Origin of the sequence: Edaphobacter flagellatus, from assembly GCF_025264665.1 — a bacterium.
Lineage (GTDB): Bacteria > Acidobacteriota > Terriglobia > Terriglobales > Acidobacteriaceae > Edaphobacter > Edaphobacter flagellatus.
The window spans coordinates 1,378,610-1,393,555 of sequence record NZ_CP073697.1; the positions used below are offsets into that span (position 1 = coordinate 1,378,610).

Annotated in this window: 11 protein-coding genes; 5 read left to right on the plus strand and 6 right to left on the minus strand. The window is 56.6% G+C overall.

Annotation, left to right across the window (positions count from 1 at the left end; genetic code table 11):
- Positions 1–76 precede the first annotated feature (76 nt).
- The 3 genes from KFE13_RS05785 to KFE13_RS05795 all read left to right on the plus strand — a co-directional run bounded on the left by KFE13_RS05785 (position 77) and on the right by KFE13_RS05795 (position 3,913).
- Positions 77–1,261 (plus strand): lactonase family protein, encoded by a 1,185-nt coding sequence (locus KFE13_RS05785; RefSeq protein ID WP_260706217.1) that lies wholly within the window; start codon positions 77–79, stop codon positions 1,259–1,261.
- 78 nt (positions 1,262–1,339) lie between these two features.
- Entirely contained in the window at positions 1,340–2,584 is a 1,245-nt protein-coding gene (locus tag KFE13_RS05790) for a lactonase family protein (RefSeq protein ID WP_260706218.1), read from the plus strand.
- Between the two features lie 63 nt (positions 2,585–2,647).
- Positions 2,648–3,913, plus strand: coding sequence for a lactonase family protein (locus KFE13_RS05795; protein ID WP_260706219.1), 1,266 nt, complete (start codon positions 2,648–2,650; stop codon positions 3,911–3,913).
- A gap of 374 nt (positions 3,914–4,287) precedes the next feature.
- On the opposite strand, the gene KFE13_RS05800 is transcribed toward KFE13_RS05795, so the two are convergent.
- Positions 4,288–5,439 (minus strand): acyltransferase family protein, encoded by a 1,152-nt coding sequence (locus KFE13_RS05800; RefSeq protein ID WP_260706220.1) that lies wholly within the window; start codon positions 5,437–5,439, stop codon positions 4,288–4,290.
- Positions 5,440–5,507: 68 nt separating this feature from the next.
- Complete coding sequence (gene pyrH, locus KFE13_RS05805; RefSeq protein WP_260706221.1) at positions 5,508–6,212, minus strand: UMP kinase; 705 nt, start codon at positions 6,210–6,212, stop codon at positions 5,508–5,510.
- Positions 6,213–6,310: 98 nt separating this feature from the next.
- On the opposite strand from pyrH, the gene KFE13_RS05810 reads away from it, so the two are divergent.
- Positions 6,311–7,423, plus strand: coding sequence for an acyltransferase family protein (locus KFE13_RS05810; RefSeq protein WP_260706222.1), 1,113 nt, complete (start codon positions 6,311–6,313; stop codon positions 7,421–7,423).
- 28 nt (positions 7,424–7,451) lie between these two features.
- On the opposite strand, the gene KFE13_RS05815 is transcribed toward KFE13_RS05810, so the two are convergent.
- Complete coding sequence (locus KFE13_RS05815) at positions 7,452–8,540, minus strand: acyltransferase family protein (protein ID WP_260706223.1); 1,089 nt, start codon at positions 8,538–8,540, stop codon at positions 7,452–7,454.
- 307 nt (positions 8,541–8,847) lie between these two features.
- On the opposite strand from KFE13_RS05815, the gene KFE13_RS05820 reads away from it, so the two are divergent.
- On the plus strand, positions 8,848–9,312 hold the full coding sequence (locus KFE13_RS05820; protein ID WP_260706224.1) for a hypothetical protein: 465 nt from the start codon (positions 8,848–8,850) through the stop codon (positions 9,310–9,312).
- 82 nt (positions 9,313–9,394) lie between these two features.
- Here the strand turns inward: KFE13_RS05820 and KFE13_RS05825 are convergent, their stop codons facing one another.
- The 3 genes from KFE13_RS05825 to rpsB form a co-directional block, all read right to left on the minus strand.
- Positions 9,395–12,775, minus strand: coding sequence for a TonB-dependent receptor (locus tag KFE13_RS05825; protein ID WP_260706225.1), 3,381 nt, complete (start codon positions 12,773–12,775; stop codon positions 9,395–9,397).
- Between the two features lie 306 nt (positions 12,776–13,081).
- Positions 13,082–13,744: a translation elongation factor Ts gene (gene tsf, locus KFE13_RS05830; RefSeq protein WP_260706226.1), complete on the minus strand. Its 663-nt coding sequence runs from the start codon at positions 13,742–13,744 to the stop codon at positions 13,082–13,084.
- A 121-nt stretch (positions 13,745–13,865) separates the two neighbouring features.
- Entirely contained in the window at positions 13,866–14,783 is a 918-nt protein-coding gene (rpsB, locus tag KFE13_RS05835) for a 30S ribosomal protein S2 (RefSeq protein ID WP_260706227.1), read from the minus strand.
- Between the last annotated feature and the right edge of the window lie 163 nt (positions 14,784–14,946).

The window sequence follows — 14,946 nt, forward strand, 5'->3', positions numbered from 1 at the left end:
AAGGAAGCACATGAGGTTGAGCAGGATTGGCCGGTTTTCCCTGGCCTTAGCAGTGTCCGTTGCATTGAGTCTGGGTATGACAGCGTGCGGCGGCGGCACAGTCGCTTTCATCTGGGTTCTTGGAACACAGTACAACCAGATCGGCGGCTTCAAGGTTGACAACTACACCGGCAACCTGACCTCGATCGTCCATTCGCCCTTCAGCTCGAATGGCACCAACCCGGTGTCCATTGCAATAAAGCCTGGCGGCCGCTATGTGTATGTTGTCAACAAGGGCAATTCGACAACGGGCGGCAATATTGCGCTGTTTACTGTGGGCGGCGATGGAGTGCTGACTTTCCAGCAGTCTTACACCAGCCGCGGGTCCAACCCGGTTTGGGCTACGGTCGACTCGACGGGTAACTACCTCTACGTCCTCGATTCACTGTATCCGGATACGCCTGCATTTCCGAACCCGAATGGCTACGGCGACATTACCGTCTTCGCTATCGCCTCGGATACCGGTCGTCTCCAGCTGGTTCCCAATCAGCAGATCAAGGACAGCAACCAGACGCAGCTCACCTTCTTCCCGGTTGGCCCAAAGCCGATCATGATGCGGGTCGCCAGCGGTTGCTTATTCACTGTCGACTCGGGCGATCAGACAGTCTTCCCCTATTCTGTGGGCAGCAGTGGACAACTTACGCTGACGGCAAACGGCACGATTACGACTGGCGCAGGCAACCTGACTTCGATAAATGTCAGCGGCAACTATGTCTACCTGACCGATGCAGCGCCGACCTCGACAAGCACTGGCGGACGTGTCCTTCCTTACACTGTGGGAACAGGCTCTTCTGCTTGCTCGTTGAACACTCTGACCGGTGGTCCAGTCGACAATCTTCCGCTGACCTCGAACCCGGTTTACTCAATGGCGGATAACAAGAGCAAGTCGCTCTATGTGCTGAACCGCTCCTCGCTGGATCCCAACAACAAGACGAGCTCGGTTTCGGCGTTCACGATCGACCCGACCTCCGGCAAGCTGTCCTTCCTTGGCACGGGTGGAAGCCCTGCCGCCGGCAACCCCTACAAAGTAGGCGCCGGGCCAGTCTGCATGGTAGAGGATCCGACAAACCAGTACGTGTACACGTCCAATAACATCGACTCGACTATTACCGGACAACGCATCGATTCCAACACCGGCGAGTTGAGGGATCTGGCGCGTGGAAACACATTCCCGACCGTCGGGCAGCCAACCTGTCTGGCGATCAGCGGAAACGTCAACTAGCCGGCTCGAGCGGCAGCAAGCAACGCCGGTCGGGATGACCGACCGGCAACTGAATCGGCATTGGAGTAAGAGAAGCGCATGACGTTGAAGACAATGGGCCGTGGAGCGATCGCTTCGATTGTGTCCGTAACGATGGGGCTTGGCCTTACAGCGTGCGGCCGTGACTACACGGTTGGCTACGTCTATGCCACCACCGCGCAGGCCACGGCCGGTCTGGTCAACGGCTACAAGGTCGACTATCAGCTGGGTTATCTGGTCCAGCTGGCCAACTCTCCTATTGCCTCAGGCGGCAAGAATCCAGTCACACTGGTAGCTTCTCCGGATCATCTCAGCATCTACGTCGTGCATCGCGATGATTCCAACGTCGTTCACTTCCTGATCGGCACAGACGGCAAACTATATCCGCAGAAGACCTACAATATCGCAGGAAGCTTCGCCACCGACGCATCGATCGACGCATCCGGCAAATTTTTGTACGTGACATACACGTATCAGAATGCGCTTACGTTCAATGCGGATGGAACGGTGGCCTCACAGAGCCAGCTATACACTCCGGCAAATCCTGGGCCCGGCGGCGTAACGATCTTCCCCATCAACTCGGATGGATCGCTTGGCGCACCGAGGAACTTCAACCTGGGACGTGCGCCGGTCAAGATTTCTGCAGCGAGTCCAAATCACTTTGTTTATGTCGTCAATCAGGACTCGGCAACTACTGCGAATCTGTTCGGCTTCTCACAGAACACCAGCACGGGCATGCTGACTCCGCTGCCCGGCGTGACGATCAACCCGACTTCGGGCAATGTGGGTTCGACTGGATATCCATCGGGGATTAAGCCTGCGGGCATCACTGTCGATGCCGCAGGCAGCCATCTTTACGTCACCGATCAGGTTTCGAATCAGGTTATTGGCTATTCCATCGCGACTAATGGCGTACCAAGCCAGGTTGGAACGGCACAGACGGGCGGATCGCCGGCAGGCATGACCATCGATTCGAGCGGCAAGTATCTCTATGTCGCGAGCTATACGGATGGTGCAGTGAACGGATTTACCTTTGGCGCGAATGGTCAGCCGGTTACGTCGACGGTAGCCACGAGCGTGCAGGTTGGAACGGGACCGACGTGCGTGACGACGATTGGCGCGCCCAGCACGGGAACTCCTTCGCATGCTGTTTACCTGTATGCCTCCAACCAGTTGAGCAACAATGTCTCAGGCACGCAGATGTCGACCAGCGATGGCAGCCTGAGGCAGATTCAGAACACTCCCTTTGGAGCGAACACATTACCCACTTGCCTGGTGGCGGTTCCGGTGATTCCGGGACGCTAATTTCCAGGATGCGAAGATAGATCATGGACGGCGGCAAAATCGCCTCCGGGATGAAGGAAACAGATGAGTTTGACAGAAAAGATCTTTGGATCGAAACCGGACGGACAGACCAGCAAGCGCGCCTCGCGGAAGGCTAAGGCTGTCTCCGTGGCAATGTTGTCCGCCATGCTTAGCCTGACGGCCTGCACGCGCGATTACACGGTCGCTTACGTATATGCAACGGCTGCAGGCGGCGGCGGCACTGGCGTCATCAATGAATATGGCGTCGACTACCAATCCGGCGCTCTGGTTCCGATCTCAGGTTCGCCCGTTGCCGCCGGGAACAATCCCGTCAAAGCTGTCGCCACCTCAAACGGCCTGTTTCTTTATGTCGTGAATCAGGGTGACTCGAATGTGCAGTTGTTCGCGGTAGGATCGGACGGCAAGCTGACTTCGAAAGCTACCTATAAGACCGGGACGAATCCGACCTCTGCGGCGCTGGATGCGGCGAACAAGTTTCTGTATGTGACTTATACGTATCAGCCGGGCTACTCGGCGACAAATGCCGGGCCTGGCGGCATTACGGTCTTCCCGGTCAATGCAGACAATACGCTGGGAACGGCGACCAATGTGAATGTCGGCAACAATCCGACCGGCATTGTTACGACGAACTTCAACAACTATGTCTATGTGATCGATGCGGAGCCTGCTGTTGGTTCAGGTTCGCCCTATGGCGTGTTGCTGGCGTTCTCGCAGAATGCAAGCTCGGGCGCGCTGACTCCGATTGGTAAGACTGTCATCTCGACCGATGTAACGGGACGCACTGTCGCCGCCGGCTATGGAGCAGGAACCTCTCCGAGCGGTATTGCTGTCGATCCGGCTTCGCGGTTTGTCTACGTCACGGACCGCGCGACCAACCAGCTTTACGGAAACATCGTGATCGCGGGCGGATTACTGCAGCCGATGCAGAATTCCCCGTTTGCGACCGGACTGCTTCCTATCTCAGTTACGGTTGATCCTCGCGGCAAGTATCTCTACGTTGCGAACTACAACTCGTCCACGGTTGGCGCTTATGTGATCAATGCATCGACGGGCGCTGCAACGGGTGCGGTTGGCTCGAACGCAACCAACGTTGGCACAGGACCGAACTGCGTGGCGATTGAACCTGCGCTCGGCATCTATCTGTACACAGCCGATAACCAGGGCAACACGACAAGCGGCCTGCAGCTTGATCCGCATAACGGCACCTTGAAGCCTGCACAGAACCAGCCTTATCCGGCAAGCGGAACGCCGACCTGTGTGGTTGCTGTCGCCAATGGCGCTCATGCTACCCAGGTGGTCAATCCGTAACCCTCCCCCTGGGGTTGTTCTTATAAGTCTCCTGTTTCCAATATTTTATCTGTTTTGCACAAGATAAAATATTGGAAACAGAGCGTTTAAGGCTAAAAATATTGATTACAAACGAGTTAGCCCCGGCTCCTGGAGACCGGGGCTTTGCTTTTGGCTCTACTGGTTTAAGTGTAGCGAAGTGAGAGAAACTAATCGGCAGATTTTTTAGCGTTTATCTGCTTTGAAATGAGCAGGTTGGGATTTCAGGGGGCTTGACAGGATTTTCACCTTGCGTTGGCTGGGGAAGCATCCTGCAAAACCTACCTTAGCCGTGTGCTCCGACGAAGGTGGGGCGCTCGATTTCTTTAGCTCTCGCTGAATCTGGTTGATACGAGCTAATGGGCGGCCGGTGTGGGGAGTTTGCGGGATGTGGGTGGGAAGCGGGTAAGGATGGCTTTGCGAGCCGGATTTTCGATGTAGCGGTAGACGAGGATGGAGAGCGCGATGAGTGCGGCGTAGGAGATCCAGGGATCGAACGCGGCGACGTGGAGGCGCTCGGGCAGCTTGTACATGTGGATGAGAATGAAGACGTTGAAGTGGAGCAGGTAGAGGCAATAGCTGCTCTCGCCGATGAGGAGGAGCGGGCCCCAGGAGAAGATGCTGGAGATGAAGTGGGGGCCGCAGAGCCCGAAGACGAGCGTGGCAAAGAGTGGGAGCAGGAGGCCTCCGTGCAGCAGCAGATAAGGCACACGCTCGGAGGCGAGGAAGAAGAAGAGGCCGAGCCCGAGAAGGGCGCAAAGTGCGATAGCGAGGCGCTGGAGCTGCGTGACCTTGAGGTTGAACTGCAGGCGCGAGAGCGCTACTCCCGTGAGGAAGGTGGCGGCATAGGGCAGAGGCGTGTACTTGAGGAAGCGGACCAGGTTCGTCGAAGTGTATCGGTCGACGGGTGCAGCGAGGTGGTCAGGGTTGGTGAGCAGATACAGGACGGCCGGAGCGAGATCGATGAGCCAGAAGAGGCCAATGAGCAGAAGGAGACGCGAAGGTTTGCTTGGCCAGGGCAGCCGAATGAGCCAGGGGAAGGCTGCGTAGAAGGCGACCTCGCAGGAGAGGGTCCAGGCGACGGTATTCCAGAAAGTGGCGAGCGATGGGCTCCAACCTTGCAGCAACAGCGGTGTGAGGGTGAGGCCTTGCCAGAACTCGGTGTGCGAGCGCGCGGTCCACTCGATCTGGAGCATCCTGAAGGAGATGAGGAGGACGAGCAGATAGACGGGATAGAGGCGCGAGAAGCGAGCCATCCAGAAGTCGCGCTTGATCAGGCTGGCGCCGCGGTCGAAGTAGTTGTAAGAGAGGATGAAGCCGGAGATAAGAAAGAAGACATTAACGAAGACGAATCCATGCTGGACGAAGGGCCGCAGCGGACCGAGGTAGGGCGGGGTGAAGTGAAATAGAACGATATTGAAGGCAAGCAGCGTGCGAATGCCCGTGAGGGCTGGCAATGGCGGCTTGCGGGCTGGTGTGACCCGGGGTGGTGTGGCGGTCGTGGCCAAATTGAGTGTGTCCCTGTTTTGTCTAGACGCGATCTCCCGCGATTTGATGCGGTGCATGGCGAAAGAACTCAGGCTGTAACGAGGGTCCCGATTTTTTCTCCTGCAACGACGCGTGCAATGTTTCCCTGCTCGCGCATGCTGAAGACCATCATGGGCATATTGTTATCACGGCAGAGAGAGACGGCGGTCGTATCCATGACACCGAGGTTCTGGTGGAGGATGTCGTTGTAGGTGATCTGGTTGTAACGCGTGGCGTCCGGCACTTTTTTGGGATCGGCAGAGTAGATGCCGTCGACGGAGGTGGCCTTGAGGAGGATGTCGGCCTTGATCTCCATGGCGCGCAGAGCAGCGGCGGTGTCTGTGGAGAAGAAGGGATTTCCGGTACCTGCAGCGAAGATGACGATACGTCCTTTTTCCAGATGACGCATGGCGCGGCGGCGAATGTAGGGCTCGGAGACCTGGTGCATCTCGATCGCGCTCATGACGCGACAGAAGATACCGCGCTTTTCAACGGCGTCCTGCAGGGCGATGGCGTTGATGACGGTGGAGAGCATGCCCATGTGATCGGCGGCAACGCGGTCCATGTCGATAGCCTGCTGGGCGACTCCGCGGAAGAAGTTACCTCCTCCGACGACGATGCCGATCTGGCAGCCGAGAGCGTGAACAGCGGCAAGTTCTTCAGCTACTTTGTGGATGAAGACGGCGTCGATACCGAAGCCACGGCCAGCGGCCAGAGCTTCTCCTGAGATCTTAAGGAGGACCCTTTTATACATGTTGAATCTTAGTATCGCATGTCATTTTATTTACGATTCATGCAACCATCCATGACCAAAGTAACCTCATACTGGATTAAGTCGTCCTGCATACTTCCATGGCAAACCCTCCCTTGCCCAAGGTTCTTCCGCTTACGTCCATCCGTTTTTTTGCGGCGTTTTCCGTCCTGCTTTATCACTCGCTGGCTACCCTCCCGGTAGGGTCTCCTTTCTTTCGGGCTGTGCTTGGATACGGCTATGTTAATGTGAGTTTCTTTTTCATGTTGTCGGGCTTCATTCTTGCGATTGTTTATCTCAAAGACGATCGGCCCATTGAAAAACGGCGTTTCTACCTTGCAAGATTTGCCCGCATTTATCCGCTTTATTTAGCAGCTATGCTGCTCGATACACCGCATTTTTTTCATGCTCAGCTTTTTCTGCAGCATAAGAGCATCTGGCAGGCTTTGGGAACGTTTTTTGCAACAACGGGTTTGGTTCAAACATGGTTTCATTTACAAGGTCCCAACCTGCCGGGCTGGTCTTTGTGTGCTGAAGCATTTTTTTATCTGCTCTTCCCTTTTCTGGGAACGCTGCTATGGAAGGCGCGGGGCTGGTCGATCCTATCCCTGTTCGTTTTGATTTATTGTGCAGGCCTTGCAGTAGTCTTCGTGATCATCAAGGTGCAGGGGCACGATGGTCAGGGATACCATCCGGTTCCGCATCTGTTTATCTTCCTGCTCGGTATTTTGCTGGCACGATTCTTTGTACAGATTGCAGCAAACCCGAAGTGGGCGCAAATGTTAAACACATTCGCGCCGTTGCTGTTCGCTGGCAGTATCGCGGGATTTCTGATGATCCCCCTGTTTCATCTAAAGATCTCTGAGGCTCAGTTACAGCATGGTCTGCTGGCACCATTGTTTTCCGGAGTTCTTCTGTCGCTGGCAAGCGGGAACCGGTTGTTGTCTTCCTTGTTTTCGGCGCGTTGGCTGGTTACGCTGGGCGAGGCGAGTTATGGGATCTATCTGCTCCATGTGCCGCTCTACACCATACTGAGGCGGCCGATCGAGCGATTTGGCTTTCCGATGTTTCTCCTCTATGCAGCAATGACCATCGCTCTCAGCGTGATTACGTACTTTCAGCTGGAAGTTCCGGCGAGACGCTGGATCCTCAAGAAGACCAGCCGGACGTCAGAGGCAAGAACAGGTTCGCCTCTAATTCATCAGGCAAATTGATTCGTGATGATTGGAGACGTGAGGCAGGCTACGAAACCGGAGCGGGCCGGCGCTTTTCCTGCTCTAAGGTCTTCCGCAGACGGAGCATAGGCTGCTCCACGAAATGCCACGAAAGCAGCCCGGCGATCACGATGAAGCCAAGAGCCCCGGGAAAATGATTCAGCCATGTCGGATTGTTCTTGTGGATGAAGAAGGTCTGCCAGAGATAGAAGCTGTAGGAGAGAACTCCGATACGAACCATGGGCCGGGAGTTGAGAATGCGCCCCACCCAGGAATTCTGATTACGGATAGCCCACACGATAAAGAGCGCGATGCAGATACTGTCGAGGGTGTATCCGATCGTGTTTCGGAAGTAGACGCCGAACAGGATGTAGCAGGCGCCGGTAAGCAGCAGGAACCAGAGCGGCGCAATCCACCAGACTTTTTCGAACCTAGCGTAGAAGGCCTCGAATTTCGGCGTTCCAATCAGCAGCGCAAGCAGACAGCCGCACATCAGGGCGTCCATACGAGTATGGAGGAGCCCGCCTACTTTGAGGTTGAAGCCCAGGAGCTTGTGAGCCACTCGCAAGAACGGTGTCAGAGCGATCAGGCAGACGGCAACTTTAGCCGCAGCCGACTTGCCACCGCGCCACAGCGCCAGGATCAGGATGAGCGGCCATAGGAGATAGAACTGCTCCTCGACGCAGAGCGACCAGGTGTGCTCCGTAATCCACTGACTGTTTCCAGGCAGGTAGTTTCTGTAAAAGAAGGCACTCCCGAGGATGGTGTCGGAATGCAGAGGATAATGCGTGACGATGCAGAAGACGACGACGAAGATCAGATAGGCGTAAAGCGGAGGAAGAATACGGAAGGTGCGTCTGAGATAGAAATCTCCGAGGTTGATGTGCCCTTTCGCGTCATGCTCCTTGAGAAGAAGGTGAGTAATCAGAAATCCGCTGAGGACGAAGAAGATTCCGACACCGTCGCCGCCCAGGCCGAACAGAAAGTAGCGAAGAAGGCCGATGGGGCTATTGTGGTCCATGAGATCCAGGCGCTGGCAGAGATGTAAGGCAATCACCATGAGGATCGCAATGGCTCTTATTCCATCGAGGCTCGGAATACGGCTATCAGACCGCATCTTTTCCACGCTGCTCATTTGTGTCCTTGTATAGGGAGGTATGATGTTTCTCTGCTTTGCCGGGGAGGACGCCCCCACTGGAACGATTGTATGGCACGGATGGCTGCACCGAAAAGGCTTTCCTGCCGTTGATCCTGCATCGAAATAGTCGGCTTAAATCGCCTGCCTTAAATTGCTTTTATGGATGTGCATCCTGGCGGATTGAGATGTTTCACGCACAGACTTTTGGGGGATTGTGCGCAACTTGCCCACCTGATGCGGGTATATGCAGATGCGGCAGCACCGAGCGCTGCCCAGAGGAGACACCGTGCGTAAGATTCGATTGATGCTTGTTTTAGGTTGCATGATTTCGTCCGCGGGACTGGTAACGACAGCTCAGGCACAGGAAGTTCCAGGGCCCCATCCGGCTTATCTGCACGCGTTGAGTGATCTGCGTGCTGCCCGACACTATCTGAACGACAACTGGGCGTGGGCTCCAGTCAAGCATGACGATAATGCAGCAATTCGCGAGATCGACGCAGCAATCAACGAGATTAAACATGCGGCCATCGATGACGGCAAGGGATTGAACGATCCGTTCCCCATCGATACGCGGTTGAGCCCGCATGATCGTTTTCGCAAGGCCAATGAGCTGCTATGGAAGGCGCACAACGATCTAAGCCGCGCTGAGGATGTTCCGCAGGCTCGTGGGCTGAGAGATCGTGCGATTATGCACGTCGACCAGGCTCACCAGATTGTCGACAACGCGGAGCGGACGGCTCGCTGGGAGTAAGGGATTGCTTCACTTCGTCCATGCTTAACAGAAATAGCGGCCGCTGTTCAGGCGGCCGCTATGGATTGGCTTCTGGTTTGAGTTAGAAGATGATCTTGCCGCCTACGCGGAAGGTCCTTGATCCTCCGTTCAGCAGCGAGGTGTTGAGGAAGTTGGACGTCCCGCCGTTTGCGGTTACATCCTTGTTAGCGGACGGGGTGTCGAAGTTCTGATTGTTGGTGACGTTGAAGAACTCCCCGCGGAGCTCCGCCTTCCAACGCTCATTGATGGCAATCTTCTTGAGCAGGTTGGCATCGAGACTCAGGTAGCGCGTGGTGTAGTTCGCGTTGCGGCTCTGGGTCTGGTTGGTGTTGTAGGCCGTAACCTGCACGAACCGTACCTGGTCCCGCGTAGTGCAGGTACCAGCGCCGCCACCGACAAGACTGGCGCCGTCAACAAGACCGCTGGCGCATGTTGTGCTAACCAACGCACGCGAATCACGCGGAGCATTCTTGTTGCCGAAGTCCGCACGATCACCAAGCGTGGAGCCGTCGTAGTCGCGATCGGTTCCATTCAACACGGTATACGGTGAACCGCTCTGTAGCCAGAGAATAGGAGCGACGGACCAGCCTCCGAGGATACGGTTCATGAAGCCGTGCTGGGGGCCGCGGATGGCCCAGTTGATGACCGTCGTGGAGACGTGACGACGGTCGTTATCGGAGGGTCCGTAATCGATGTAGCCGTACGGGCCGCCAAGCAGGACCGACCGGGAGGGGTTCTGGCCGGACTGGTTGGTGGAGAAGGTCTCCGACAGAACATCCAGGTTCTTCGACCACGTGTAAGACGAGCTGAAGTAGACGCGGCCAGCCGGCGTATTCAGGCCCTGATGACGCACCTGCACCTGGAGCGAGTTGTAGTTGGAGGTGAGGCCGCTGTCGCGGATCTGAATATTGCCGCGATTGGGGTAGACACGCAGTGTCTGTGTTCCATATGCGGTGCTCTGCGTTGCCACTCCTCCCTGGCCTGGAACGCCCGGGTTGATAGGGTTGGTGAAGAAGAGCTGCCGTCCGAGCGATCCGACATAAGCCACATCGAGAACGATGTGCGAGGGGAGTTGCTCCTGCACGCCGAAGGAGATGTGGTGGTAGTAGGGATTGCGGATGTTCTTGGGGAAGACTGACGACTGCGCTGTGTACGGTGTCAGGGTAGGCGTGACGCTGGCCAGTCCATTCGAGATACCGAAGGTACCGCGAGGCTGGGCAGCGGTGTTGGTGGTGCTGGCAACGGCGAGGTTGGCCGGCGCGTTCGGTGAGGCTCCTGCCATGTTCGACAGCAGGTTGTTATACCAGGTGTCGTAGGTGACCTGCCAACCTCCGCGGACGACGGTGCGCCCATTCAGCAACGGAAAATCGATATGCGGGTTGTAGGAGAAGCCGAAGGTAGGACCGAAGTTATTGTTGTCGTGATTGACCTTCGCAGTAGAGAGGTAGTCGTTGGTGCCATACCCTACGAAGGCAGGATGGGCGAAGAAGTTTGCAGGCTGGCCGAAGTTCTCATACCGGAAGCCATACACCAGTGTGAGGTCGGGATTGACCTTGTAGGTGTCCTGCATGTAGATGGACCAGGAGAAGAGATTGGGTTGATAGCGTCCGCTACCGAAGAGGATGTTAACCGGAGCGGTGGAGAATCCGGCGTAATCATCGATGAAGTTGGCAACAGCAGCGATGGCGGTCTTGTTGAACCCCTGCGCTGCGGTGATGTTGCTGTACGCGATGGTACCGCGCCCGTTGAAGGGAGCAACCTGCACAGCATTCTGACGGGTGATCTCAACACCGGTCTTGAAGGCATGATGGCCCCTGATCCAGGTGATGGCGTCCGCATACTGGAAGTTGTTGGAGACACGTCCCTGCGGAAACCCTGACGTGATCGCGGGAACTCCCAGGCTGGTGACCGTAGTCTGGGGAATAGTCGCACCGTAGGCTCCGGGAAGCGGATTGAACTGATAGTTTCCGCGGGTGTATCCAAAGCGGAACTCATTCACCAGCGAGTTGGTGATCTGGTAGGTATCGATGAACGCGATCGCCATGGTGCGCCCCACAAAGGGAACGTCGAACTGCGGCCCGTGGCCGACAGCTCCACCTAGGTTGTCCGAATTGCTGTCATACAGCCAACGGAACATCAGGCCTTGCTTGTTGGAGGCGCGATGATCGACACGAACCATGTGATTGTTGTCGAGGATAACTTCCTTAGCTGTGCGATAGAACTGGCCGACCTGGACAACCTGACCGGTTCGGGCCGTACCATCGCAGGTCGTCGAGGCCAGAGCAGTCGGCACTGCGATGCTGAGATTGGAAACGCCTACACCGGTTGAAGAACCCGTTGGGTTGCCCGCGGCATTCAGCAGATTGAGGTAATTGGCTACGTTGTAGCATTTGCTGTTCCCGGCGAGGGCCTTGAGTGTTGCATAGCCAGCAGCCGTGGGAACATTAGAAAACGTGGTGAGAGCGTTGGAAGAGAAGCGATCCCACTGTCCGCCTGCGAAGAAGAAGGTACGGTCGCGTCCGTCGTAAAGATGTGGCAGGTAAACGGGACCTCCGATAGTGAAGGCCGGAATGTTCTCGTGGAACTTATTCTTCAGGTCGGGTGCAGGATAGTTGGGGTTCGTCTGAACGGCGGTCAGATAAGTGGCGTAGGCGCTGTTGTAGGCGTTCCGCTGGGTCTGAGTGCTGGCGTTGAAGACCTGGCTGCGGTAGACCTCGGCGATGGTGCCATGGATCTGGTTGGTTCCGGAGCGAGTAATCTGCGAAACCACTGCTCCGCCCGCACGCCCGAACTCCGGGCTGAAGTTGGAGGTCTGTACATTGACCTCAGCAAGTTGGTCGTTATTGGTAATGGCATACTGCGGACCGGCGACGGAGATGTCATCGTTCCAGAATCCATCGAGAAGAAAGCTGTTCGAGCGGGCACGGGCACCATTTACTGAGCCGATACCACTGTCGGTCGATCCACCGCTGCTCAGGTTAGACTTTACGACTCCGGGAACGATGAGCATCAGGTTCAGCGAGTTCTGACCTGCGATCGGCAGCTCGGCGAGCTGCGTCGTCGGGATGGTGCCACCGCGAACTGCATCCTCGGTCTGAAGCTCCAGACCTTGAGTTGAAACTTCAACCACGTCATGGGTGGAACCGATCGACAGCTTGAAATCACGGCCGACAGTAGAACCCGTCACGACGGTCGCGGGTGCTTGTGATGTAGAAAAGCCGCTGGAGGTGACGGAGACAATATAGTCTCCAACATTCACACCCTCAAAACGGTAAATTCCCGTCTGATTTGTCTTAACAACGACTTTCGTACCTTGCGATGGTGAGGTCAGCGTGACCTCTGCGTTGGGAACGGCGGCTCCTGTCGTGTCCTGAACGACACCGGTAATCACGCCGTTGGCTATCTGTGCGTAGCTGGCTGTCACAATGGAAGCGAATACCAAAGACAGGACTCCATTACGCACACGTCTGTATAGGTTCTCGGAAAAAAAATTCATCACTGTACCTCAAACTCCAGCGATATTCGCCAGAGTGCTTTTTTGCCATCGTTCATCTTTGTGACGAATGGCTTTTTTTTACTGAATTGCAAAATTATATGTGACAAATTGCTATTTAATCCAATTTTGCCTAGACCATGCTAGGCCATTTGACCTGACCGTCAAATGGAGTACTGTTTCATTCGTGCCTACAAACATAACGAGCCCGGGCTGTCGCCCGGGCTCGTGGGTCCTGCGGAGTCTGAGGTCAGCCTATGCTGAAGCCTCCTCCGAGGCGGTCTGGGCGGTGGTGGCGACGGTCCAGTTTGGGTCGCCTACCTTGAAGCGTGCGAAGCGGCGGACACTGATGTTCTCACCGAGCTTGGCGACGCGGGCAGAGATGATCTGCGCGATGGTCTGTGCCTGATCTTTGATGAACGGCTGGTCGACGAGGCAGACCTCTTCGTAGAACTTGCTCATCTTGCCCTCGAGCATCTTCTCGATGATGTTGGCCGGCTTGCCGGAAGAGGCAGCCTGTGCACGATAGATCTCCTTCTCGCGCTCGATGTCGGCGGGCGTGACGTCTTCGCGGCGCACGTAGCGCGGATCAGCAGCTGCAATATGCATGGCGATGTCGCGGAGCAGCTCCTGGAAGTCGGGCGTGCGGGCGACGAAGTCGGATTCGCAGTTGAGCTCGACGAGGACGCCGATCTTGCCACCGGCGTGGATGTAGGTGCCGACGGAGCCCTCGTTGGTGGTACGCGAAGCCTTCTTCGCAGCCGATGCCATGCCGCGCTTGCGGAGGACGACGAACGCCTCCTCCATGTCGCCCTTAGCCTCCTGCAGCGCCTTCAGGCAGTCGCCCATAGGGGCGCCGGACTTCTCGCGGAGTTCCTTGACGAGTTTCGCATCGATCTTTACGGCAGTCTCAGACATGATGTTTCCCTTCTTGATGTAAAAGCGTGATTCAGACAAAGGGGGCGCGGGATTTTGTCCCGCGCCCCCTGATGAAACCAGATGACGGTTACGGCACTGCAAAGATGCTGTGCCCGGGGGCTTAGGCTCCTGCGTCGGCGATGGCTGCGTCGGGCTCGTCGGCCGAGGCGGTGGCTGGCGCCTTGCGGATATTGCCGCCAAGAACGGCAGCGAGATCGACGTTGTCGTCTTCGTCGGCGTCGGCAGCGGAGATGGAGGCCTGAACCTCGTTCAGCTCGCCTTCCTCACCGACAAACTCGGGAGCAACCTCAGCCTGCTGCACATCGGAGACCTCGTCGGCGAAGGCGCGCTCGGAGACCATCTGCGCTCCCTCGTAAGCCGAGTCAGCAATCTTCGTGGTGAAGAGGCGAATGGCACGGAGAGCATCGTCGTTGCCGGGGATGACGTAGTCGACCACGGTGGGATCGCAGTTCGTATCGACAACAGCGACGACCGGGATACCGAGCTTGCGTGCCTCGGAGACAGCGATCGCTTCGTTGTTCGAGTCGATGACAAAGATCGCGTCCGGCAGGCGCTTCATGTTCTTGATGCCGGCGAGGTTCGTCGACAGGTGCTTACGCTCGCGCTCGAGCTTGATGACTTCCTTCTTGGTGAGCAGCTCGTAGCGGCCGTCGGTCGACATGTCGTCGAGCTCCTGCAGGCGCTTCACCGACTTCTGCACCGTTACCCAGTTGGTCAGCAGACCACCGAGCCAGCGCGAGTTGATGTACGGCATGCCGGCGCGGGTCGCTTCTTCGGCCACGGCATCCTGCGCCTGGCGCTTGGTGCCGACGAAGAGAATGAGCTTCCCGGTGGAGGTGAGGTCGGTGACGAACTTGGACGCGTCCTTGAACATCTTGAGCGTCTTCTGCAGGTCGATGATGTAAATTCCGTTGCGCTCGCCGAAGATGTATTCCTTCATCTTGGGGTTCCAGCGCTTGGTCTGATGCCCGAAGTGTACGCCCGCCTCGAGCAGTTCTTTCATTGTGATGGTAGCCAAATGGATCTCCTTGGTTGAGGGCGTCGGAGTGTGAACATCCGCGACCTGTATTGATCCCCCGTAGGGGAGATTGAACTCCTTGCCTCAGGCGATGTGCTGCCGGAGGGTGTTGCGAACGGATGCCTCATCCAAAGACGAGGCATCCGCCAAAGCGTGGTGGCCC

Excerpts from the sequence above, each read along its gene's own strand:
- KFE13_RS05810 (WP_260706222.1), top strand. The coding sequence starts at position 6,311 with ATGGCAAACCCTCCCTTGCCCAAGGTTCTTCCGCTTACGTCCATCCGT.
- KFE13_RS05790 (WP_260706218.1), top strand. The coding sequence starts at position 1,340 with ATGACGTTGAAGACAATGGGCCGTGGAGCGATCGCTTCGATTGTGTCC.
- pyrH (WP_260706221.1), bottom strand. The coding sequence starts at position 6,212 with ATGTATAAAAGGGTCCTCCTTAAGATCTCAGGAGAAGCTCTGGCCGCT.
- KFE13_RS05795 (WP_260706219.1), top strand. The coding sequence starts at position 2,648 with ATGAGTTTGACAGAAAAGATCTTTGGATCGAAACCGGACGGACAGACC.
- tsf (WP_260706226.1), bottom strand. The coding sequence starts at position 13,744 with ATGTCTGAGACTGCCGTAAAGATCGATGCGAAACTCGTCAAGGAACTC.
- KFE13_RS05785 (WP_260706217.1), top strand. The coding sequence starts at position 77 with ATGACAGCGTGCGGCGGCGGCACAGTCGCTTTCATCTGGGTTCTTGGA.
- KFE13_RS05815 (WP_260706223.1), bottom strand. The coding sequence starts at position 8,540 with ATGCGGTCTGATAGCCGTATTCCGAGCCTCGATGGAATAAGAGCCATT.